We start from the raw sequence: 23,610 nt of genomic DNA on the forward strand, positions 1-23,610 counted from the left end.
GGTCAGTCCTCGGACGGCAGAAGGGTAAAGAGGCCGATGACATCGGGCGGGAGGGCAGGTTCGACGGTCACGCGGGTGACGCCCAGGGCCTGGCGGAGGCGGCCGTGGTCCTCAAGCAGCGTTTCGGCCCTGGCTTGGGCATGGGCAGAGATGGGGGCCATCAGCTCGGCCAGGGCGGCATGGGATAGCGCCATTTGGCGGTCACGGGCCGAGGGGGCGATCTCGCCGCTGACCGGGGCGGCGATCAAGGCGCGGGCGGCGTCTGCGGTGGCGATGATCGTGGCGCCTTGCAGGGCGACGATGGCGGCCTCTTCGGCCAAGAGCAGGCGTTCGCGCCGCCCGTGGATCGTCAGTTTGAAGCGCAGGCGCAGCAGAACGACGCGGGTCAGGCGGGATACCGCAGCCGTCTCCCAGGCGCCGATGCGGCCCATATCCAGGTCGGGCAGCGACTTGGGGTCCAAAGCGCCTTCGACCAGCGCTTCGGCCAGACATTCGGTCAAGGGATGGGTGCGGGTCAGAAGCGTGGCATCCGAGGGGCAGGGCTCGGATACCGCCAGCCGTTTGGTGCCTTTCAACCCGCGTTCTTCCAGCCTTTCGCGCAGAGTTTGCGGCAAGTGGGGCAAGGGCGCCTCGAAGCCCGTCTTGCGCGCCGTCATCGGCGCGTCGAAGAGTTTCAGCGCGGAGCCCACGAAACCCAGAACCGCCGCGCCGTCGCCCATAAGGTCTCGGGCCTTTTGCCATTCCGGCAGGACCTCGGAGGCGCGCATGGCGTTTTGCGCAAAGATCGTGCGGGAGCGTTTTTCCTTTTCCTCCGCGTCATGCCAGCGAACCGCCATGGCCTGGGTTCCATCCTCCAGCCGCAGGTCGAAAGCCATCTGTTTGTGCCCCCGTTTCAGCATCATGGCGGCCATCAGCGCATCGGTCACTGGGCCACGCTCGTCTGGTAGGGGGACGGTGACGCCCGTGGCCTTTTGGATGGCGCGGGCCTTGTTCAGGATGACGTCCAGCACCGCCCCGTCGATGGCGCTGTCGGGCGAGAACATCAGGAGCGAATGGACCTCTTCGGCCGCCTGGCCAAAGCGGTCGACGCGGCCTTCGCGCTGTTGATGGCGGGTCGGGTTCCAGGACAGGTCATAATGCACGACCGTGTCGAAATGCTGTTGCAGGTTGATGCCCTCGGAGAGGCAATCGGTGGCGACCAACAGGCGCTGCGGCGCCTCGCCCATCAGAGCCACGCGGTCGCGGCGGTCGTCAGGGGTAAGCGCGCCTGTGACGGCCTGGATCTCCAGCTTGGGAAAGGCCTTGCGCAACGCATCGCGCACGTGGTCGGCCGTCGCAATAAAGCGGCAGAAGACGACAGGGTTGGCGCCTTTGGCGATCAGCGGTTTCAACAGCGAGACCAACGCCTGGACCTTGGGGTCGGGAGCGGTTTTCAGGGTCTCGGCCAGGGACAGGAGACGGGAAAGGTCAGCATCGCCGGTAAAGGGCACGGGTTCGACATCAGTCCCGTCTTCATCGTCCTCGTCGTCATAGATCTGCGGTTCAAGCCGCTCTTCGGCCCCCGCCCGGGTGCGCAGCGCCGACAGCGCGGCTGCGGGCGAAGACCCCACGCAGCGCATGATGGCGAGCGTCCCCCAAAAGGCGAGGCGTCTTTCGCGCTGGCCCTCGCCCGCGCGGTTCACGACGCCGAGGCAGTAATCCAGCACCGCTTCGTGAAACAGCCGGTGATCGGCGTTCAGACGATAGGGCGCGTCGGTGGACATGTGGCGCGGGAAGGTGCGGCCCTCGTCCCATTCCGGCGTCGTCACATCGACGCGGCGGCGCTGGACGAAATGGCGGGCCAGGCGTTCGCGGTATTTCGCGTCGTCGAAACGCGCCACGGCGAAATCGGGATGGATCAGCGAAAGAAGGCGCGAAAAGGCTTCTTCGTCGCCCGAATGCGGCGTGGCGGTCAGCAGGAGAAGGGCGCGCTGTTCCTTTCGCACCAGACCTTGCAACAGGGCAAATCGCTGGTGGCGACCCTGGGTCGTGCCGGTGCAGGAATGCGCCTCGTCGACAATGACGAAATCCGGGCAGGCGCGGGCAAAATCCTCGCGGCGCTTTTCCGCCTTGATGTAGTCCAGCGACACGACCGTGAAGGGATTGGCGCTGAACAGCGTCTGATCCAGTGGCAAGCCCCGCTCCAGCCGCGCGGCGGAGGAGGAGGTCACGGCAACCGCATCTATGCCAAAGCGGTTCTTCAGCTCTCGCACCCATTGTTCCACCAGATGCGGCGGACACAGGACGGCAAAGGCATCTACCTCGCCCCGGTCGATCAACTCGCGCAGGATCAACCCCGCCTCGATCGTCTTGCCGATCCCCACGTCATCGGCAATCAACAGCCGCGGCACGGGCAGGCGCAGCGCCATCATCAGGGGGACAAGCTGATAGCCCCGCGGCTCGAAGGTCAGGTGGGCGGCAGAGCGGAAGGGACCCGCGCCCCGCCGCAGGGTCAGGCGCAAGGCATCCGCCAGAAGTCCAGCACGCTCCGACCTCGTGGGGATGGCATCCACCGGCAGGTCGAAGCGGGCGGGTTTGACCTCGGTGATCTCCAACCTTGGGTCCAACAGAACGGCATCCTCTTCGCTGCCCGACAGGGGGCGCAACGCCAAGAGGTGATCCGCGGGCGAGGGCAAAGCCACCCATTCGCGGCCACGGGCGAAAACCAGGTCTCCAGGCGAGAAACGATGTCCCATGGGTCAGTCCTTCAACAGATCGGCGAGGCCGGGGGGCAGGTCATCCCCGGTCTGGGCAAGAAGTGTCCAGCCGCGCTCGTCGGCCTCGGCCTGGGCTTCGGGCGGGATCGGGGCGGGGAAAAGCGCCAGGCGGTGGCTGCGCCAGGCCGTCAGCGAGAGCCCGGCCAGGGTCAGTGGCTTGTTGTCAGGCGGGGGGATATCGCCCATGGGGGCCGCCTTGGCCTCGGGACGCAGGTCCCCCCGCGCCAAAGCGATCAGCAAGGCGCGGACTTCGGTGTCGGTGCGGTCGATCAACTCGTGATCGGGCTGGTTGAAGTAAGACAAAAGGCAGCGATAGCAGCCCTTGACGCAGGGCACATCGGTTTCGACCAAAAGGCTGGCATCCTTGGCCGCGATGGCCGCCTCGATCCCGTCCAGGTGCATGATTTTCAGCGCTTCGCGGGCGAGCGCGGGCAGGACGGAAGGGTCCTGGGCCAGACGCGCCAGGACACCGGCGCCGCCTTCGGTCGCCTCGTAAAACAAAAGCGCCCGGCGGTCGGTGCGGGCGGGCAGAGGCTCGCCCAGCATCTCGCCCTCTTCCAGCTGGAAGCTGCGCTCGATGGCGCGCAACAGCGCCTGTTGCACGGTCGCCATGACCCCCGCCGAGGGCGGTTTGCCGGCAAACCGCAGGTGCAGCGCGTTCTTGTTGTCCTTGACGATGGGGACGATGCGCAGCGCCTTGGCCTGGTCGGGAGCTGCGGCAGGTTCTTCTTCGCCTTCGCCGGGCAGGGCCACCCAGCGGCCCGATTGCGGATCAATGCCAAAGCCCGTGAGGTCCTTGTTGGCGCGCCGTTTCAGGCCGAGGTTCAATCGGCTGATCTCGGCACCCTGGCCATATTGCAGCGCCAAAAGCGGCGCGCCATCGGCATGGACCTGCGCCTTCCAGGTGTCGCGCCGCCCATCGCGCAAGGCCCAGGCGAAGACGGTCTGGATCTCGAAGCCCTGGCGGACACGCTCTTCGTCGTTGGCGGTGATGCGATCTGCCGGCAGGGTTTCGACATTGTCGATGCGCAGGGCCTTTTTGATCTCGGGCGCGCCGACCAACGGCGTGCCGCAGGCGTGGCAAAGCTCGCGGTCGTCCTCATGCGCGGCGCCGCACTCCGGGCAAATGATGATCCGCTGCGTCGACAGCGAGGTCCCGTCATCCGAAGCCGCCCCGGGCGCCAGTTTCGCGCGGTGCACGCGGTAGGCGCGGCCTTCATGATAGATCAGGCTGCGAGGTCCGAATTCCGAAATCGCCAAAAAGCGGGCGCGTTGCAAGAAGGCACCTGCGCCACCCGCGCCGGGAACCCAGGCGTAAAGTGGCAGGCGGGGGAAGTTGTAGCCCGGCAGGAAGCCCTCGGTTGCAAGATAGCGGTAAGAATAGAAATCCGACCCATTGCTTTGCTTGCCCTGTTCCAGGATCCCCAGCTGTTCATTGGCCTGGGCCTGGGCCGCCTTGATCCTTTGGCGGTCGGCACCCGAAAGCCCGGTCTGCATCGACCGGTCGTTGGCTTGCTTCAACTGTTCTTGGGCGCTGCCATAAAGCCCGCGCCAGCGGTCGAAGGCGTGGTCGAGCATCCTGGGCGCCTCGGCCGCCACCCGGGCCACGAAGGCTTGCGCGTCCTCCATCCAGGGCGGCAGGGTCTCGCCCATCACCTGGGTCAGGACGCGGGTCATGGCGGGGATCGCCTTGGCAGGAAGCTCGGGCGCCTGGGCCGTTGCTGCGATCTCGGCGCGCAGGGGGGCGCCGGGAAGCGTCAGGTCCAGGATATGCGGGATGTCGGCGGCCAGGACCAGACCCGCTTCGGCCATCCACACGGCATGCAGATGCGAGGTGATCAGCTGTTCGTTCGTGATGTCCAACGCGGGCGCCCGGACAGAGCCCGCAACCATGGCCTGCCGGTCGTTGAAGAAATACTGGTCATGCGGGCTTTGCGCCGCGCAATAGGTGACGACCAACGCCGCCTGGCCGGAGCGCCCGGCCCGACCTGCGCGCTGGGCATAATTGGCCGGTGTCGGCGGCACGTTGCGCAGATAGACCGCATTCAGGGCGGAGATATCCACCCCAAGCTCCATGGTGGGCGAACAAAAGAGCGCGGGAAGGAAGCTTTCGGCCTCGCGGTCGGGCGCCAGTTCGGCCAGGTTCTTGGGGTCTTTCAGATAGGCAAGATCGGCGGTCTCGCGGCGGAACCGCGCCTCACGCCATTGCCGCAGCTTTTGCGTGACCTGGGCTGTGTGTTCCCGACCCTCGAACCCAAGGAAACGCTCTTCGCCGCGGCCAAGCCCCCCTGCGATACCGGTGTAAAGGTCATGGAAATAGGCGTTGCCCTTGGTGGTTGGATCGGCCAGCGCTGGCCCGGGCACCAGCCGCACCGCGGAGGGGGCCAACTGCCAGCCCGGGAGGTCAAGGCCGGTCATGACATCGGTCAAGAGGCCATATTCGCGCAGAAGCGCAAGCAGGCGCTCGACCATGTCCAGGTAATCGTCGGCTTTCAGCTTTTCGCCGAACCATTTCGCCTGATTGATCGCCTTGCCGATCCGCGACCTTGCCCCGCCACGCAGGATCGTCACCTCGTCGCGCAGCCGCGTATCGGCCTTGCCGGGCGGGTTCAGGATCAGCGCAGAGGCCTGGCGCGGGTCCTGGTCACGCTCCATCGACCAAGGGCTGCGCAGTTCGTGGCGGGATTTCTGCGCCAAGGGGTCAAGATGCAGCGGGTTCAGGTCCTCGGTCTGCACGGCCAAGGCTTCCAGCATGACATCCAGCGCCGCCCGACAAAATGCCTTGCGGGCCTCGGGCTTCAGCGCGCCCAGTGCCGGGTGAACCGCGTCAAAGCGTGCTGTCTCGTGGCACAGGTCAGCCAAGGCAGGGTAGTCGACCCCGATCAGCTTCAGGACCGAAAGGCTGGGGTTGGTAAAGCGCCAGCCGCGCCGCAGGTCGGTCCAGACCAGGTGCGACAGGACGCGGGTCAGCGTCTTTTCGGCATCCAGCCGCGCCTGACCGAGTTTTTCGGGTTCAGCCATCCAATAGCCGCGCCGGGCCGCATTTTGGCTGGTGAAGCCCAGCGCCTTGGCGACACGCCGGCCGAAGTCCTCGGGCTCGAGACCCCCTGTATCCTGAACGGCCCGCAGGATAGCGCCGCGCAACAGGCTGACGAAAAGAAAGTCGTTGAAATGGCCCGCCTGCAGCGCTGCATCCTGGCGGTTGTCGGTAAAGCCGAGGAGCTTCCGTTTGGCCTCTGGGATCGCTTGGTCGGGATCGTTCAACGCCTCCAGGATCGCGGTGGCAATCGTCGTCGTGGCAGAGCTGCGCCCCTCGGCCGAGAGGCCGCCCAGTTTCGAACGTTCCCGGGAATTGGGCGAGGGCTGGTCGTGGCAGGCGGGGCAAAAGGCAAAGCGGCCGGGCAGGAACCAGAAAGGCTGACCTTCATCCGTGATCCTTCCGTCGGGGGTGACGTTCTGCGCCAAGGGCACGCGGTCCCGGCGGGAGGGTTTCACCGCCGGGCCGGAGGGGCGGAGCTCTTGCCAATCCTCGGGCAGGCTGGTCGCAGAGCCGTCGAAAAGCTGGTCCTCCGTGCCTTTGGGCATCAGATAGCCCGCAACCACCTCTCCGTCGTTGCGGGGCTCTTCGTCGATGGGCCGGGGCAAATAGATCGCCTGGCCGTCCTCTTCGGCGCGGGTGACCGGGTAGAATTCCTGGCCGCACTCCCGGCAGAAACGCGCAGTATAAAGGCGGTCGGTCGGCGCCTTGGGGTCGTTCAGCTGCCCTTCGAGGTAAACGTTGCGCGGCGCGGGCCGCAGGGTCGTGAAGACCTCGCCCGAGCCCGAGATGAAACGGTGCAGCTTGAAGGCCAGGAAGGCGCGGTCATGGGTGCCACCGCGGGCGTGCTCTGGCAGCGAGGCGCGGGTCAGGAAGGCTTCAAGCGCGGGTCGGCAGGTCTGGGCCGGGATGCCCGAGGCCTGGGACAGCAGCGTCACCGCGTCCCCGAAGGCCACCGGTTTGCGCCGCTTCAACGCGCCGTCATTGTCCAGACCCAGCGCCATTTCGGACCAGATCGCCAAGGGGTGTTGGCGCAAGACCGCATCTGGCAAGTGATCGGGCAGGGGACCCATGGCCGCCGCAAGGTAGGGCATCACCTTTTCCAGCGAGATCGCGTCATCGGTTGCTCGCCGCAGGCTTTCGCCGATCACCGCATCCACGCCGATGTCGGCGCCGAAGATCTTGGAGGCGACAGCGGCCACGGTGGCCTGAATCTCGACCTCGCGTCCTTCGTTGGCCATGGTGGCAGAGGTCCCGATCGACAGCGCCTTTGCCCCGGTCCGGTCGCGCAGCCGCCTCACCAAGACCGCGACATCCGCCCCCTGGCGGCCACGATAGGTGTGCAGTTCATCCAGGACAATGAAGCGCAGGCCCTTGGCATTGGCGATGACGGTCTTATCCTGCGCATCTTGCCGGGTCAGCAGCAGTTCCAGCATCATGAAGTTCGTCAGCAGGATATCGGGCGGATTGGCCGCTGCGGCTTGACGTTCTTCGGCATTCTCCTGGCCGGTATAGCGGGCGACGGTCGGACGGATGTCGTCGGGCAGGCCAGACTCGGTCAGGAACTTGTTGACCTCGCCCAGCTGGCTGTTGGCCAGGGCATTCATCGGATAGACGATGATCGCCCGGGTCTTGGCGCCCTCGCCGGCCTTGCGGGCGCGGATGCAGGCATCGATGATCGGCACGAAAAAGCACAGGCTTTTGCCCGAGCCGGTGCCGGTCGTCACCACAAGGCTTTTCCCCTGTGCCGCGGTAGAGATCGCCTGTTCCTGATGCAGGTGAAAGGTAAAGGGCGCGCCGCCCGCCCGAAAGACCTGCGCCGTCTCGGGCAGGATCACCCCAGAATCGGCCAGTTCATCCGAGGTTTTGCCCCGTTTGAAGGCCGGGTTCAGCGACAAGAGCGCGTCGGGCCAAAAGCGGCCCTCGGCATATTGTGCATCGACGGCGGAGGCGATGTCGGGCGCGCGGATCGTGCTGAAAGAGCGGGAGAAGCCCTGGTAGCTCTCAAGGACCTTGCGGTCGAGGTCAAAGGCCTTCACGGTAAAATCCCCCAGATATCAATCCCCTCTGGGATATGAGCCCAGAGCCGGTCGCCGCGCAACCCCTCGTTGAAGGCCGCGCGGAACGTGCGACCGTTTCTGTCACCCAAGGCCTGGGCGGGCTTGGATCAGGGCATCTTGCCCGGCATTGCTGATGGCTGCTCGTGTGATTGTTGAAAGACAGGCCTCCGGTGCGCGAACGTGTCTTCCCGGATGCCCCTTCGGTACATGGCTACGAAGCGCAAGAGCGCTCCGGCTTGGCAATGGATTGACTTCTCGGGGCGATCAAGGTTCGTATCGCTCTCCTGAAACGCCTCACAGCCCTCGACATCCATTTCACGAAGGTCATTGGGTAAGGCAGTCCCCCAAAAGCAAAGGTGCGGCCGTCAGACGATTTGCGCAATGAAGTCGGTCGCTGGCGCGGGCTAGTTGCGCGCAAGAAATGGCGTCACGGCTACGATCTCTGCCTCGAGCCAGGTGAGGAATTCCGGGCCAGCCAGCTTGAGAACTTCGGCCCGCAGCAGCGGGTCTTCCGTCACAGCCTTTACCGCCGCCACGAATTCCTTGCGGTAGGCGGCCAGTTCATCGAAAGCCCAAGAGCGAATGGCGGAATTGTTGGGCAAGCGGATTGGCGTTTGTCTTTCCACGAGCCGCGGCCAAGGGCTACGTTCCGTCTCTGATGCCGACGCCTCTTCCATCCTCGCCAATACCTCGCTGTATATTTGGCGAAAGCGCAAACTACCCTTTAACCTTCTTTCGATGTCGGCCGATTGCCGGGCTACCCTAAAGGTTGCTTCGACATGTGATCGCTGATCCTGAAATTGGGCAGAGAAGCTGACCTTAGCCTTGGCCTCCTGCATCGCCGCCTCAACGGCCTCTGCCCCGCTTTCGATCACCGATACGAAGGCGGCCAATCCAGCTGCGGGCGTTGCGCGCTCGGCCTTGAGCGAGAGCGCCACAGGTTCAGCCTCTGCGACGGTTTCTTTTGGCAGCATCAAGCCCACAGGAATCCAGATCGTCGCCAGTTGCAAAAGGACCAGCGGGCCGAAATACAGCATCGCCAGCGTCCAAAGTGTCCAGAGGATAGCCACGATCGAAAGGGCTGTGGTCGAAAACAGCCGCGCAATGACCAAAGTGGCAAGGATCAAGAGCTGCCAGCCGAGAATGAGTTCCATGGGTAAAAACCTGAAAGAAAGAGCCATTGCCTCCTTCGGTTGCAATCCAACCGAAATCAGGCGCTTGCATGGCGTTTCAGCAGAGCGCCACGGAAAGTGCAAGCGCACGCCTTGAGGATTGAAGGATTGCGTCTTCGCATGTTAGCCAAGTCGCACCCTTGTCATTCCCGAGATTTCAGATGCCCGTTGCCACGTTCAAGACCAATCCCATCGCCCTCGAAGAACTGCTGAAATCCTGTGGCGCGGGCAAGATCCAGTTGCCCGATTTCCAACGCAGCTGGGTTTGGGACGAGGATCGGATCAAGGGCCTGATCGCCTCGATCTCGCAGGCCTTCCCGGTTGGCGCCTTGATGACATTGGACGTCAAGGCGGGCACGGGAACAGGCTTTGCCCGCCGCCCGGTCCAGGGCGCGGCGCCCGAGGCTGCCAGTTTCACGCCCGAACAGCTGCTCCTTGATGGCCAACAGCGGATGACCTCGATCTACCAAACTTGCCTGCGGGGCGAGGTCGTGCGCACCGTCACCGCTCGGCAAAAGCTGGTGGATCGGTGGTTCTACCTGGATATCCGCAAATGCCTTGACCCGGCAGCCGACCGCGTGGAAGCGGTGGTCTCGGTGCCTGCCGACCGCAAGATCAAGGCTGATTTCGACAAGGTCACCAAGCTGGACCTGTCCTCGCCCGCGCTGGAATACGAACAGCTGATGTTTCCGCTGAACCAGGTCTTCGACTGGGACAACTGGCAAGACGGTTTCGACATGCACTGGCTGGGCAAGGGCGACACGGCAACCCGAACCCTGTTCCGGACCTTCAAGAACGAGATCCTGCAAAGCTTCAAGGCCTATCAGGTGCCGGTCATCACGCTGGGGGCCGATACGACCCACGAGGCGGTCTGCCTCGTCTTCGAGAAGGTCAATACCGGTGGCAAGCCGCTGGATGCCTTCGAGCTGGTGACGGCAATCTATGCCGCCAAAGGGCATCGGCTGCGCGACGACTGGTTGGGGGCGTCCGGCGCGCCGGGGATGCAGACCCGGCTTGCCACCTTTGGTCATGCCGCCGGTCAGAAGTTCGGTGTGCTGGAAAAGCTTGCACCCACCGATGTCTTGCAGGCCATTGCTCTCCTGCACTCGGCTTGCGAACGTCAGAAGGCCGAAGCTCAGGACAAGACGGACAAGGATTTGCCGCCGGTCCGCGCCACGCGAGCTTCGCTTCTGGAATTGCCGCTCGACGCCTATCTGACCTGGCGTGACCCGGTCGAAAAGGGCTTCGAGGCCGCGGCCCGCTTCCTGCGCGAACACCACATTTACCGCGTTCTTGACCTGCCCTATCAGGGCCAACTGGTTCCCATGGCCGCCATCTTCGCCACTCTGGGCGATAAGGCCGAACACACTACGGTGCGCGAACGTCTTGCCCGCTGGTTCTGGTGCGGCATCTTTGGCGAGCTTTATGGCTCTGCCATCGAGACCCGCTTTGCCAAGGACCTGATGGAGGTGCCCGCCTGGGCGCTGGGCCAAGGGCCGGAGCCCGCCACGATTTTCGACGGACGCTTCCGCCCCGACCGCCTGCAAACCATGCGCTCCCGTCTGTCGGCCGCCTACAAGGGGATCCACGCCCTCTTGATGGGGGCAAATGCCCGCGATTTCCGGACCGGCAAGACCTTTGAAGCCGCCAGCTTCTTTGACGACAATGTCGACATCCACCACATCTTCCCCCAGGCCTGGTGCAAGAAAACGGGGCTCCCCGAAGCGATTTATGACAGCGTCATCAACAAGACGCCGCTGACCGCCCGGACCAACCGGATCATCGGCGGTCATGCGCCCTCGACCTACCTGCGGCGTTTGGAAAGCGGCAAAGCCGAGGACGAGGCGGGGCCGGCGCTGGATATCGCACCCGAGGTGCTGGACTCCTATCTGCAAAGCCACCTGATCGCCCCTGGTATGCTGCGCGCCGATGCCTTCGACGCTTTCATGGCCGATCGCGAACGCCAGCTTCTGGGTCTGATCCAGAAAGCCACCGGCCATCAGATCCTGCAAATTGCCCCGGAAGAGGGTGAGGAGGCCGACGCCGAAGCCAGCTGAAGCCCGCGTTGTCTGGCAGCCAAGGCGCCCGGGCTGGCCACGGACTGCAAGCCTGGCGTGGGCTGATCAGAACGCCTGGATCGACCAAGGCTTGGGCCCGGCTCGCGCTGCCGCGTCGGATGGGCTGTTTGCCGGTGCGCTGATGGACCTCGGCGCTGCTTTCCACGGCCGCAATTTCGATGCGCCACGGCGAGGCGCCCCCTTTTGCAAGCCAGCATGCGGCAGGCTGCCTTGATCTCGGAACCCGTCGGTCAGGCGGGAAGGACTGCATTTGCGCCCCCTGTTCGGCCCCCCGCGCTTTGCTGTTGGGGAAAAAGGCGCCAGAGGTCGCTGGTCAACTGCTTTTGAATGTTGATGGTGTCATTCGGTGTCCAGATGTTCAGGAATGCGTCCTGCGCTTGGAGATTGCCGGACCTTACGCCAATATCGCTGCCCGATCCTCATCCGATATTGCCCGCATCAGGCGAAAGATCGCGCCCAGACCTTTGGGCAGCGTGCAGCCCTTCGGGTGCCAGGCCGAGCGCATCAGGCGGTTTATGCGCCGCCTCTGCCAAAGTCAGATGCGCCGCCCCGACTTCGAAATCACCTGGATGTCTTGAGAAACAGGGGGCACTTCATGGCTGCGTCCACCCCCAAATGGCAGGAAACACCCCGGCCCCTCGACGGCTCTTTGCCGTGGGAAGCCTGTTCAGGCAAACGCCCCGGCCGCGCCCAAATGGACCGGCTCACCAGCATCACCAAGGGCGCGTGCTGCAAAGCAGGGGCCCTGGTCGTTTCGTGCGGCTTGATGGTCAGCGTTGTGCGGGGCCGAACAGGCCGCTGTTGGGGCCGCAGGCAAAGGCCTCTCGGGCGGCCAGAAGCGATTGGTGGGCGCGCAGGGCCTCGGGGGTCTCGAAGGCCAGGGTCTCGATCAGGTCGGGGGGGATTCGGCCAGCCACAAGAACCTGGGCGCGCAGGTCGGTCGGGTCGCATTGGGTCAAGTGGGTGGGCCGGTCCGGGCCGGCAAACAGCGCCTGCAACGCCTCGGGATCGGGGCTGGCGGGGTGGCCCGGGTTCGCAAAGAGACAGTCTTCGGTCCAAAGGATGTGGCGCGCGAGGATCAGCACCACCCAAGGCTCTCCGGGCGTCTGGCTGCGGGCCAGGCGGAAGGCGCAGTCGTCGGGAAAGGTGATCGAGGTCGCGATCCGCTCGCCCGCCTCGGGCAATATCCCGTCGCGCAAGATCGCGGGCAGGTTGCGGACCGGGGTCACGTGAGCCAGATGCGGGATCACGCGGGCAATCGCGATCCGTCGCAGCGCAGCGGCGCGCGTCAGGTCGGCTGGGGGGCGCTGCGTGGCAGGGCGGGTCAGGATCGGATTGGGCGCGATTTCGATCCGGCGTTGGATGATACGGATGGCCGGCGCGGGCTTGGCGATGCCCAGAAAGCCGCGCGTGCGGTCGGTTTCCTGCTCCAGCCAGATCAAAAAGCCGGTGCCGCAGATTTTCAGCAGGCCGGTCATCAAGAGATGGTCGCGATCCAGACGCGCGCGGATTTCCGTCAGCGCGTTCAGATGGTTGCGCAGCCAGTCTTGCGCCCAGACCCGGTCGGCAGGCCATGTCAGCCGCGCAGGCCCCGGCGGCAACAGCGTCGCTTGGGCGGCCTCGGCGCCGCGCACCCATTCGGCCTTGAGCCGCTCCAGCATGGCGCGCAGGTCGGGCCCGTCCTTTTCGCTTTGCAGCCGGGCGCCAGCCTCGGCCATGGCCAGATGCGCCCGCAGCGCCGCGCGTTGCGGGGCAAATTGCGCCTCGAAGGCGGCACGGCTGCGGTCGGGCTCGGGCGCACCACCGCGGTCAGGATGCGGCAACCCGGTCACAGAGAGGTCGCGCAGGGCACCCGCGCCCGAGGGCGTCGCGGTTTGCGCCGCGATATGCGGCCAGACTACAGGTTTTGCATCCTGCAAGAGAATCAGCAGGATCGTGCCCAGTTGGATCACCTGCACCTCGGGCGGGGCGGTCAGCACCGACCAAAGCGCCCAGGCGCCAGCAAGACCCGAAAGCGCAAGCGGAGAACTCCGGCGCGCCGCCGTCAGGGTCAGAAGGATGAAAAGCTGCCAAGCCGCGACCAGTTCCATGGCGTCTTTCTCTGCAGGGTTATTCTGCAAATTCTGGCAGGGAACTTGGTCAAAATTCGGGCAAAGCGGCAGCGATTTTCAAGCAGGCCTAGCCGCCTGCCCGTCGTTTGCGCCGCGCGGGCCGGTCCTCGGCGTCGTCGGGCCGGTCGGGGCGCAGCAGGCGGGACACTTTGCCCTCTGCCACCCAAAGCCGCAACGCGCCCGCCGCCACCGGCCTTGGCCGCTTTTCCACCCGTTTCAACCTGATCGCCGCCGCCAGCAGCAAGAGCCCGACGCTAAGCCCCAGCCAGCCGGGGGCCGCGGCATAACGTGGCTCCCACCGGGGGGCGAAGGCCGCCTTGAACTGGAACAGCCCGCGCGCCTTGGCGCTGAGCGGGCGCAGGCGCCGCCCCAGCGCGCCCTTGACGCCGAACCCTTCGCAGGGAACGGCGGCGAGGCTGAGGCGCGCGGCACCGGCCCGGCGCGCGGCCTCGATCGCGGTCTGGACGATCAGGTAAAGCGTGCCATCGGGCGTGTCCTGGCCAAAGCGGATCAGGTCCAACACCCAATCTTCGGCGGTGACGTGGAACGTCGCAAAGGCCAAAAGCCGCCCTTGGGTGTCATGGGCCAGGAAAACCCTTTGCCCGGCCACATATTCCGCGCCCCAGCGCCCCGTCGTCAGCCCGCGTTCGCCGCCGTGTCGGCGCGCCCAATCCTCGGCCACCCCCTGCATCTCGTCCAGCGGTAGGGCGCCGCCGTCGCGCACCACGACCCCCGCCTTGACCGCATGACGCAGCTTCCGCCGCAGGCTGGCGTGGCGCGGCCCCTCGGTCGAATGGGACTTGGGGTCGATCACCGCCTCCAGGGCGATGCGCAACAGGGCAAAGCGCCGCCGCCGCGCCTCGGTCGCCTGGCGCGGCCCGATCTTGTAGAACAGCGGCACCCGCCCCTCAGCACGGCAGAGGTCCAAAGCTGGGTCCAGACTGCGCCGATGCCAGCCCTTGGGGGCAGAAGGCTCCCCCACCAGGACCCGCGCGCGGCCCAGCACGGTCATGGCCCAGACCTGGCCGCGGTCGTCGCGCCGCAAGTCCAGATCGCCTTGACGCGCCAAAAGCACCTCGGCCCGGTCATGGCTGGCCAGCAGGGCCTGGGGGGCCACGGGCTCCATCGGGAGGGGGATCGGCGGCCGCAAGAGGCGATGGCCGACGATAATCCACAGGCCCGACAAAAGCGCGGGCACCACATAGGCCACGCCGCGAAAGGCCAAAAGGCCGGCCACCAGCGCCGCAGGGGCGATATCGGGCATCTGAAGCAGAACCAGCGCCTCGAAGGGGCCGGTGCCGGCGGGACTGCCCGACATCAGCCCGAAGGTCAGCGCCAGGGTGAAAGAGACCACGACCGAGACCCAGTCCATCCCATGCCCCGGCGGCAACAGGACCCAAAAGGCAAAGGACAGGCCCATCAGGTCCAGCCCGACCCAGAACAGCAGCGCCAGCATCGCCGCCGCCCGCGGCAATTCGATCCCGCGCCAGCCGATATCGCCCCAAAGGCTGCGCGCGGCAATGGCGCCCAGCACGCCCGCCGCTGCCAGCCCGGCCAAGGCCGACCCGTTCAGCCCCAGAAAGACCAGCGCCAACATGGCCGCGCCGCTGAAGAACCCGACCGTCGTCGCCGCCGAGACCATGAAACTTTGTCGCAGCCCCAGTTCGGGCAAAAGTCGCGCGCGGATCATCGCGCCGACCACCGGGCCAAAGCCCACGCATTGCGAGACCCCTGCCGTCGCCATGGCCGCTGTCATCAGGTGGCGCCGGTCCAACGCGATGCCGAAATGGCGCAGAATCACCCGCTCTTGCCGGCCAACTGCCAGAAAAGCCACGAAAACCGCCGCGATGCCGAAAGCCCATTGCACCGGCCGCACCGCCGCAAAGCTTTGCGCGATGGCATCGGCATCAAAGGGCCCGAGCCGCGTGGCCAGGAACCACAGGCACAGTGCCACGGTCGCCAAAGTGGCGCCAAGCCGCAGCGCCAGATGCCACAGCCTTGGGGCCGGATCGGGGGAATGGGGGCGCAGGGGGTGACTCCTTCTTTGTGCCCATGCCATCATGGTTTTGCTAAGATTTCGAAAAGATTTGCCCCCGGATCGCCGTTGGATTGCCCCCGGATTGCCCCCGGGCCCCGCTTTGCGCATCCCTGCAGGGGGCCTCTGCGCCCCTGCATCTTTCCCCGCGCCAATTTTGCCGCCATATCTGCACCAAAGGAGAACATGATGGTCGAACTTGGCGTTGATACTTTCGGGGATATCTCTCGGGATCAGACGGGGGCCCTGAAACCCGCCCATCAGGTCTTGCGCGACGTGGTCGAAGAGGCCGTGGTCGCCGATCAATCCGGCATTGATTTCATAGGCTTGGGCGAACATCACCGCACCGACTTCGCCATTTCTGCCCCCGAGATCGTCTTGGCCGCCATCGCCGGTCGCACCGCGCGCATCCGGCTGGGGACCGCAGTCACCGTCCTGTCGACCGACGACCCGGTCCGCGCCTTTCAGCGTTTTTCGACGCTGGATGCCGTTTCGAACGGTCGCGCCGAGGCCATCGTGGGCCGCGGCTCCTTTACCGAAAGCTATCCTTTGTTCGGGTTCGAACTGGAGGACTACGACCAGCTGTTCGAAGAGCGCCTCGACCTTTTCGCCAAGCTTGTGCGGCAAGAGGAAGTCACCTGGGAGGGTCAGACCCGCAGCGGTCTGACCCAGGCGCGCGTCCAGCCGCCCCTGGGTCCCAAGGGGATGCCGGTCTGGGTCGGTGTCGGCGGTTCTCCGGAATCGGTGGTGCGCGTGGTGCGCCATGACCTGCAGCTGATGTTGGCGATCATCGGCGGCGACCCGCGCCGCTTTGCCCCCTATGTCGACCTTTACAACCGCGCCTGCGTGCAGCTGAACCGCGAAAAGCGCCCGGTGGGGGTCCATTCCCCCGGTTTCGTTGCCGCAACTGACGAGGCCGCGCGTGAGCTTGCCTGGCCCGCCTATCAAGAGATGTTCGGCCGTCTTGGACGCGAGCGCGGCTGGCCGCCCACGACGAAAGCGCGCTTCATCGACGAGGTCGAGAACGGCTCTTTGTATATCGGCGCGCCAGAAACCGTGGCGCAAAAGATCGCCGCGACCGTCCGGGACCTGGGGTTGCAGCGTTTCGACATGAAATACACGACGGGGCCGATCCCGCATGGCGCCCTGGTGGATTGCTTGGCGCTTTATGGGGAAAAGGTGATCCCGCGCGTGCGCGAGATTCTGGGTCAGGCGTAAGAGCCTTCGGCAAGGCCCGAGAGCCTTCGGCAAGGCTGACCCTTGCCGAGGCCTTGCCAAAATTCTTCGCTTTGTTGGACCAGCGGAAAGGTTCTGTTAAGCCCTTAACCATAGTGTCCGGTCTACAGGCCGAACGAAGCGGGAACGGGTGCGGGACGTGGCGAAGAATTTTCTCATGGTTGGGGCAGGGCTTTCCGGGGCGGTGATTGGGCGCCACCTGGCAGAGCTTGGCCATGATGTGACGGTGATCGACACGCGGCCGCATGTCGCGGGCAATTGCCACACGGAACGCGATGCCGCGACGGGGGTCATGGTCCATGTCTATGGGCCGCATATCTTCCACACCGACGATGCCGAGGTTTGGGATTATGTGAACCGCTTCCAGACCTTCATGCCCTACAAGAATCGGGTCAAGACCATCGCCCGCGGCGAGGTGTTTTCGCTGCCGGTGAACCTGCACACGATCAACCAGTTTTTCCGCGCGACCATGGCTCCGGCCGAGGCGCGGGCCTTCATCGACACCAAGGCCGACACGTCGATCACCGATCCCCAGACCTTTGAAGATCAGGCGCTGCGCTTTGTCGGGGCAGAGCTTTATGAAGCCTTCTTCAAGGGTTACACGCAAAAGCAATGGGGCGTTCACCCGTCAGAGCTTCCGGCCTCGATCCTGAAACGCCTGCCGGTGCGCTTCAATTACGACGACAATTACTTCTTCCACCAGTTCCAGGGTATGCCGCGGGATGGCTATACGGACATGGTCACGCGCATCCTGGATCATGACCGGATCACGGTGAAGCTGAACACGCGGTTCACCCGCGATCAGACGAGGGAGTGGGACCATGTCTTTTACTCCGGGCCGCTGGACGGGTTTTATGACTATGACCTGGGGCGGTTGGGCTATCGGACGCTGGATTTCGAACGATTCACCCACCAGGGCGATTATCAGGGCACGGCCGTGATGAACTACGGTGAGGTTTCGGTGCCCTGGACGCGGATCACCGAACACAAGCATTTCTCGCCTTGGGAGACGCATGAGGGTTCGGTGCTTTACCGTGAGTTTTCGCGGGCTTGCGGGCCAGACGATATCCCCTATTACCCGATCCGTCTGACGGCCGAACAGTCGCTGTTGCGCGACTATGTCGCCCGGGCAGAGGCCGAGTCTGGCGTGACCTTCGTTGGGCGCCTGGGCACCTATCGCTACCTTGATATGGATGTCACGATCCGTGAGGCGCTGGACTGCGCCCGAAGGTTCGAGACAAGCTTGGCCCGTGGCGCGACGATGCCCGCCTTCACGGTGAAAGCATGACGCGCCTGGCCGCCATCGTTGTGACGCATAACCGGTTGGCCCAACTGCAAATCACGGTGCAGCGGCTGTTGACCGAGGCGGTGGATGCGCTGGTCGTCGTCGACAATGCCTGTGACGACGGGACCTCCGATTGGTTGGCGAGCCTGTCCGATCCGCGACTTCATGTCCTGCGGCTGGGGTCGAACACCGGGGGGGCGGGGGGCTTTGCGGCAGGCCTGGCCGAGGCCGCGGCGCGCTTTGACCCCGATTGGTTCGTGCTGATGGATGACGATGCGCGGCCCCATTCCGGCGCCTGTGCGGCCTTCATGGCGCGCGAGGGGGGCCTTCGCGCCGAGGGGTTCGAGGCTATCGCCGCGGGGGTCTTCTATCCCGACGGCCGGATCTGCGACATGAACCGGCCGTCGCGCAACCCCTTCTGGCATATGGCGGATTTCCTGCGGACCGTGACGGGCGGGCGCGAGGGCTTTCATGTCACCGACGCGGCCTATTCCCCCGCGCTGGCGCCGATCCCGCAGCCGATCGACGCGACCTCCTTTGTGGGGTTCTTCCTGTCGCGGGCCGGGCTGAAACGCGGCGGCCTGCCCGATGCGCGGCTTTTTATCTATGGCGACGACGTCATCTATACGCTGAACCTGGTCAAGCGCGGGGCCAAGATCGCCTTCCTTTCGGCCATCGGGTTCGAGCATGATTGTTCGACCTATGTGGCCCAGGGCGGCGACATCTACCGCCCCTTGTGGAAGGTCTATTACAACTATCGCAACAGCCTGCTGGCCTATCGCCTGGCTGCGGGGCCGGTGTTGTTTTGGCCGGTCCTTGTGCTGGCGGCCGTCAAATGGCGGCTGCGGGCGCGCCACGCCGGGGCGGATCGCGCGAAATACCTGAAACTCTGGCGGCTCGCGCTGCGCGATGTGCTCTTGCGCGACCTGTCGCGTCCCTCCGAATCGATTTTCCGTCTCGCCCAAACCTGAGGTGTCCCAGTGTCCGCCCATCTGCATCAATATGATCTTCACGCCCCGGTTCTGCCAAAGCCCGCGACCCCGCGCCTGAAGGCCGAAGAGGTGACGGGCTGGACCACGCTGCAAAACCTGCTGCTGACCGACTACCCCGTCTCGACCGAGCCGGATTTGTTCTATCATTCCCGCCACTTGCGCCAGGTTGGTGCCTCGTCGTCGGGCCTGCGGATCATGGGGGGCGGCGCGGTCCGGCTGGATGGGGCGATGAACCTTCTGGCGCTGGGCGCGCTGGCCCGGGCCTGCCGGCTGGGGCGGCTGGCGCTGGCACTGCATGGCGCGGGGCGGTTTGAAGTGACCCTGCACCAGGCCTTTTCGAACCGCAGCGCAGAGCGGCTTTTGACCGATGTCGTGACGCTGGAACCGGGGCGCGAAACGGTGATCGAGATCGACCCCGACCACCTGATCCTGCGCGACGGGCTTTTGTGGGTCGAGCTGTCGACCTTGGGCCTTCCCGCCGAAGAGGCCGTGCTTTTTGGCGGCCGCTTCCTGACCGATCTGCGGGGCGAGACGGGGTTTTCGCTGGCAATCTTGCGGATGACGGCGGGGACGGACCGGCTTGCCGGCTTGTTGACCGCATGGGCCACGGCGCGGGCGCACAAGACCACAGTCCTGACCGCCGAGATCGACCCCGACCGGGCCGAGGGGCATGATGCGGTGTTATCCGACCTTTTGGCCCGCGCGCACGGCCATTCCCACGCGCTGATCCTCGAACATGACACGCTGATTTCGGCCGAATTCCTCGACCGCGCGGCCTCTGCTTTGGCGCTGCAATCGGCGCCTTTGCTGCTGGCAGGCGCGCGGCTTGATCCTGCGGAGGCCACCACCCTGGCCGATCTGGGGCTGACCGACGGTCTGCGCGGTCTGACCCCCATTGCGGCGCTGACCGATCTGCACGGGCTGGCGGGCTGCCTTTCCGCGGCCGAGGCCGCGCTTCACGCCGCCTCCGAAGGGCGCCTGGTCCCCCATGCGGCCGCCCTCGGCCTGCCCTTGTCGGCGCTGGACGGGATCGACTGCCCCGTCACTGTGGCCCGCGCCGGGGCCGAGCCTGTTTTGCGCATCGCAGCCGGCCAATTGCGGGCGCAACCCTTGCCCGGGCTGATCCTGCGCAAAGAACATTCGGGCAACCCGTCCAAGGGCTTGACTGCGCTGCAAAATACCATCTTGCCCGAACGCGGGCTTTGCACGGAACAGCGGCTGTATTTCAACCTCAAAGGCGCCGTCACCCATGACGATGTCGCCGATGCTGTGGTGCTGGACGCCGGCGCCAAGGTCTTTTTCGACACGTTCTTCAACAGCCTCTCCATCGGAAAATGGCATGCCGCCTGCGCCTTGGAGGGGCTCTGGCTTGGCCTGCGCGGTCGAGGGCGGGTCGAGGTCAAGGTCTATCACGCCATCCCCGACCGGTCTTGGGAGTGTCTGGCGACCCGCATCGCCAATCTCTCGCCCACCGCGGACCTGTTGATCGACCTGTCGCACTACCCCGAGGTCGCCACCGATGGCGTCATCTATTACGAGGTCCAGGCCCTGTCGCCGACCACGCTGACCGCTGGTCGCTTCATGACCGCGGCGCGGCCGGATCTGGACCGGCGGCTGATGCTGTCGATCACCACTTTTCGGCGTGAGGCGCAGGTGGAAAACACCGCTCGCCGCCTGGCCCGCTATCTGGACGGTTGCGATTTTGCGTCCCAGATCCATGCGTTGATCGTCGATAACGGGCATACGGCGGAGGTCCCGAACCACCCGCGTATCCGCATGATCCGCAACGAAAATCTTGGCGGCGCCGGGGGCTTTACCCGCGGCCTGATCGAGGGTGAGGCGCAGGGCTTCTCCCATGTGCTTTTCATGGATGACGACGCCTCGATCCCGATGGAGGCGCTGCACCGCACCTATGCTTTCCTCGCGTTGGCCCGCGATCCGCGCGCCGCGGTGGCGGGCGCCATGATCACCACGACCGCGCGCTGGCGCATGGCCGAAAACGCCGCCGTCTTTGACCGCGGATGCCGGCCACTGCATGCCGGAACCGACCTGCGCGAGCGCGATCCGGTCTTCCAGATGGAGTGGCAAAGCGCCCGCACCACCCCCGACAAGACCTATGCCGGCTGGTGGTTTTTCGCCTTCCCGGTGGCCCAGGTGAAGCACTATCCCTTCCCCTTCTTCGTGCGGGGCGACGACGTCAACTTCTCTTTGTCCAATGATTTCGCCATCACGACGCTGAACGGGGTCGTCACCTTTGGCGAGGATTTCACCGAGAAAGAGACGCCCTTGAACTGGTATCTCGACCTGCGCAGCCACATGGTCCATCACCTGTCGCTGGACCGGATGGAGGTCGGGCGGCTGGGCCTGATCAAGATGGCGCTGTCGTTCTTTAAGCGTAACATCGCGAAATTCCAGTATGAATCGCTAGAGGCCGTCTATCTTGCCTGGGAAGACGTGCTCAAAGGGCCCGATGTCTTTGCCCAAGGCGCCGATGCCGCGGGGCCAAGGGCCGCGATCAAGGCCCTGGTCCGGCAAGAGGCCTTCAAGCCGCTATCGCAGATCGACACGGTGCCGCGCAAAGGGCTCTTCGACCCTTTCCGCCGCTTTCGCCGGCTTCTCGGCTTCGCCACGCTGAACGGGCATTTCCTGCCCTTTGCGCATCGGCTTTGCGCCCATCGCATCATCCCCGCGGCCGAGCGTGGCAATCTCGGCGCCGTCTGGGGGGCGACGCAGCTGACCTTCCTGAACATCGCGGGCGACAAGGGCTATACGACGCGGAAATCGACGGCCAAGGGGCTCTGGGCGCTGACCCGTTTTGTCACCCTCAGCCTGCGGACGGCCTGGGCCTATGACGACTTGCGCAAAGCCTATCATCAGGGCCATGAGACGATCTGTCGCCGGGCCTGGTGGCGGCCGAAACTGGGTCTCGACCCCGACCGCCAACCCTGACCGCACCCATCCAAGCAAAACCCCGAAGGCGGGACATGATCTTGCGATGCAGGCGCTCCGCCGGGGTGGCGGTTCAGGTCAGATGCGGGCGGAAGGCGGCCACGACCGCCTCGTAAACCGCGCGTTTAAAGGGCACGATTTCGGCCAGCATTGCATCGGCGTGCATCCATTGCCACTGCGCAAACTCTTGGTGCGGCTGGACGATCTGGACCTGATCGTCCGTCCCCAGAAACCGCATCAGGAACCATTTCTGCTTTTGCCCCCGATACTTGCCGCCCCAGACCTTGCCCAAAAGCTCGGGCGGCAGGTCATAGGTCAACCAGTCCTCGGTCTTGCCCAGCACCTCGACCAGATCGGCCGAAACCCCGGTCTCTTCGGTCAGCTCGCGCAAGGCGGCCTCGCGCGGCTTTTCGCCCGCGTCGATCCCGCCTTGCGGCATCTGCCAGGCCGCGGCCCCGCCCTTGGCCTGGCCGCCGTCCAGCCTTTGCCCCACGAAGACCAACCCCGCAGGGTTGATCAACATGACGCCGACGCAGGGCCGATAGGGCAGGTCGCTTACGGTATCACCGCTCACTGGGCCACCGCCGCCAATCCGCGCAGGATATCCACGGCATAGGCCAGCTGGTAATCCTCGACCCGCAGCTTGGCCGAGTCCTCCATCTGCGCGCGTTCCTCTTCCAGCTGCTTCTTCTCTTCCTCGCTCATCGAGTCATTCGACAGGATGCCGGTCAGATCGGCTTCGGACAGCTGCTTGGGCGCCTCTTTTTCCGCCACCGCGGGATCGACGACCGGCTGGTTCACCACCACATCGGGCATGACCCCAAGCGCCTGGATCGACCGACCCGAGGGCGTGTAATAACGCGCCGTCGTCAGCCGCATCGCGCCCTCGCCCTTGATCTGGATGATCGTCTGAACCGAGCCCTTGCCGAAGCTTTTCGTCCCCACGACAATCGCCCGGTGATGGTCCTGCAGCGCGCCCGACACGATCTCGGAGGCCGAAGCCGAGCCGCCGTTGATCAGCACGACCACCGGTTTGCCCTCGGTCAGATCGCCCTTTTCGGCGTTGAAGCGTTCGTTGTCCTGCGGGTTGCGTCCGCGGGTCGACACGATCTCGCCTTCGTTCAAAAACGCATCCGACACCGCCACGGCCTGCATCAGCAAGCCCCCGGGATTGTTGCGCAAATCCAGAACGACGCCGTTGATCTTGTCCAGACCGCCGGCTTCTTCGGCGGCCTTCTTCAGCTCGGATTCAAGTCCCGAATAGGTCTGTTCGGTAAAGCTGGAGATCCGCAGCACCACGGTATTCCCGACCAGCCGCCCCTTGGTCGCGGCCACCTTGATCGTGTCGCGGATGATGGACACGTCGAAGGGCTCGGGCGTGCCTTCGCGCACCACGGTGATCACGACTTCCGATCCCAGAGGCCCGCGCATCATGTCGACCGACTGGTCCATCGTCAGGCCCGAAAGACTCTTGCCATCCACCGCCGTGATGATGTCGCCGGTCTCGATCCCGGCCTTGTCGGCGGGCGTCCCGTCGATGGGCGAGACGACCTTGACCCAGCCTTCTTCCTGCGTGACCTCGATGCCCAGACCGCCGAACTCGCCCTTGGTCTGTTCGCGCATGTCGCTGTAATCGGCCGCCGCCATATAACTGGAATGGGGGTCCAAAGAGGACAGCATCCCGTTGATCGCCGCTTCGATCAGCTTCTGGCTGTCGGGCGGCTCGACATATTGGCCGCGAATGCGTTCAAACGCGTCGCCGAACATGTCCAGCTGTTGATAGACGCCAATGTCCTTGCCGCCATCCTGCGCCACCAGGGGTCCGACGAATTGCGTCGTCAAAAGAACCCCCGCCACCGTTCCGCCCAGAGCGGCCATCAGAACCTTGTTCATGCCTTC

12 protein-coding genes are annotated in these 23,610 nt (G+C 65.0%); 5 read left to right on the forward strand and 7 right to left on the reverse strand.

Going from position 1 to position 23,610, the window contains the following annotated elements:
* Positions 1–2: 2 nt before the first annotated feature.
* From NX862_RS10715 to NX862_RS10725, 3 genes are all read right to left on the reverse strand, one after another.
* Positions 3–2,735 (reverse strand): DEAD/DEAH box helicase, encoded by a 2,733-nt coding sequence (locus tag NX862_RS10715; RefSeq protein WP_264493897.1) that lies wholly within the window; start codon positions 2,733–2,735, stop codon positions 3–5.
* Positions 2,736–2,738: 3 nt separating this feature from the next.
* Complete coding sequence (locus tag NX862_RS10720) at positions 2,739–7,832, reverse strand: DEAD/DEAH box helicase (RefSeq protein ID WP_264493898.1); 5,094 nt, start codon at positions 7,830–7,832, stop codon at positions 2,739–2,741.
* Positions 7,833–8,257: 425 nt separating this feature from the next.
* Positions 8,258–9,007, reverse strand: a complete 750-nt coding sequence (locus NX862_RS10725; protein WP_264493899.1) for a hypothetical protein — start codon at positions 9,005–9,007, stop codon at positions 8,258–8,260.
* Between the two features lie 179 nt (positions 9,008–9,186).
* Between NX862_RS10725 and NX862_RS10730 the strand changes: the two genes are divergently transcribed.
* Complete coding sequence (locus NX862_RS10730) at positions 9,187–11,082, forward strand: DUF262 domain-containing protein (RefSeq protein ID WP_264493900.1); 1,896 nt, start codon at positions 9,187–9,189, stop codon at positions 11,080–11,082.
* Positions 11,083–11,873: 791 nt separating this feature from the next.
* On the opposite strand, the gene NX862_RS10735 is transcribed toward NX862_RS10730, so the two are convergent.
* Together NX862_RS10735 and NX862_RS10740 are read right to left on the reverse strand one after the other, a co-directional pair.
* Positions 11,874–13,193, reverse strand: a complete 1,320-nt coding sequence (locus tag NX862_RS10735; protein ID WP_264493901.1) for a DUF4433 domain-containing protein — start codon at positions 13,191–13,193, stop codon at positions 11,874–11,876.
* An 88-nt stretch (positions 13,194–13,281) separates the two neighbouring features.
* Positions 13,282–15,273 carry a phosphatidylglycerol lysyltransferase domain-containing protein gene (locus NX862_RS10740; RefSeq protein ID WP_264493902.1) on the reverse strand — a complete coding sequence of 664 codons (1,992 nt, stop codon included), beginning with the start codon at positions 15,271–15,273 and terminating at the stop codon, positions 13,282–13,284.
* Between the two features lie 162 nt (positions 15,274–15,435).
* Between NX862_RS10740 and NX862_RS10745 the strand changes: the two genes are divergently transcribed.
* The 4 genes from NX862_RS10745 to NX862_RS10760 all read left to right on the forward strand — a co-directional run bounded on the left by NX862_RS10745 (position 15,436) and on the right by NX862_RS10760 (position 21,711).
* Positions 15,436–16,467, forward strand: a complete 1,032-nt coding sequence (locus NX862_RS10745; RefSeq protein WP_264493903.1) for an LLM class flavin-dependent oxidoreductase — start codon at positions 15,436–15,438, stop codon at positions 16,465–16,467.
* A gap of 175 nt (positions 16,468–16,642) precedes the next feature.
* Positions 16,643–17,773 (forward strand): UDP-galactopyranose/dTDP-fucopyranose mutase family protein, encoded by a 1,131-nt coding sequence (locus NX862_RS10750; protein WP_264493963.1) that lies wholly within the window; start codon positions 16,643–16,645, stop codon positions 17,771–17,773.
* Positions 17,770–18,741: a glycosyltransferase gene (locus tag NX862_RS10755; RefSeq protein WP_264493904.1), complete on the forward strand. Its 972-nt coding sequence runs from the start codon at positions 17,770–17,772 to the stop codon at positions 18,739–18,741. The genes NX862_RS10750 and NX862_RS10755 overlap by 4 nt, the downstream gene beginning before the upstream one ends.
* 9 nt (positions 18,742–18,750) lie before the next feature.
* The gene (locus NX862_RS10760; RefSeq protein WP_264493905.1) at positions 18,751–21,711 is read left to right on the forward strand and encodes a glycosyltransferase family 2 protein; all 2,961 of its coding nucleotides are present in this window, start codon (positions 18,751–18,753) and stop codon (positions 21,709–21,711) included.
* A 73-nt stretch (positions 21,712–21,784) separates the two neighbouring features.
* On the opposite strand, the gene NX862_RS10765 is transcribed toward NX862_RS10760, so the two are convergent.
* Both NX862_RS10765 and NX862_RS10770 read right to left on the reverse strand, forming a co-directional pair.
* Positions 21,785–22,285 carry an RNA pyrophosphohydrolase gene (locus tag NX862_RS10765; RefSeq protein ID WP_264493906.1) on the reverse strand — a complete coding sequence of 167 codons (501 nt, stop codon included), beginning with the start codon at positions 22,283–22,285 and terminating at the stop codon, positions 21,785–21,787.
* Positions 22,282–23,604: a S41 family peptidase gene (locus NX862_RS10770; protein ID WP_264493907.1), complete on the reverse strand. Its 1,323-nt coding sequence runs from the start codon at positions 23,602–23,604 to the stop codon at positions 22,282–22,284. Before NX862_RS10770 ends, NX862_RS10765 begins: the two co-directional genes overlap by 4 nt.
* Between the last annotated feature and the right edge of the window lie 6 nt (positions 23,605–23,610).

This window comes from Stagnihabitans lacustris, from assembly GCF_025950525.1.
Lineage (GTDB): Bacteria > Pseudomonadota > Alphaproteobacteria > Rhodobacterales > Rhodobacteraceae > Stagnihabitans.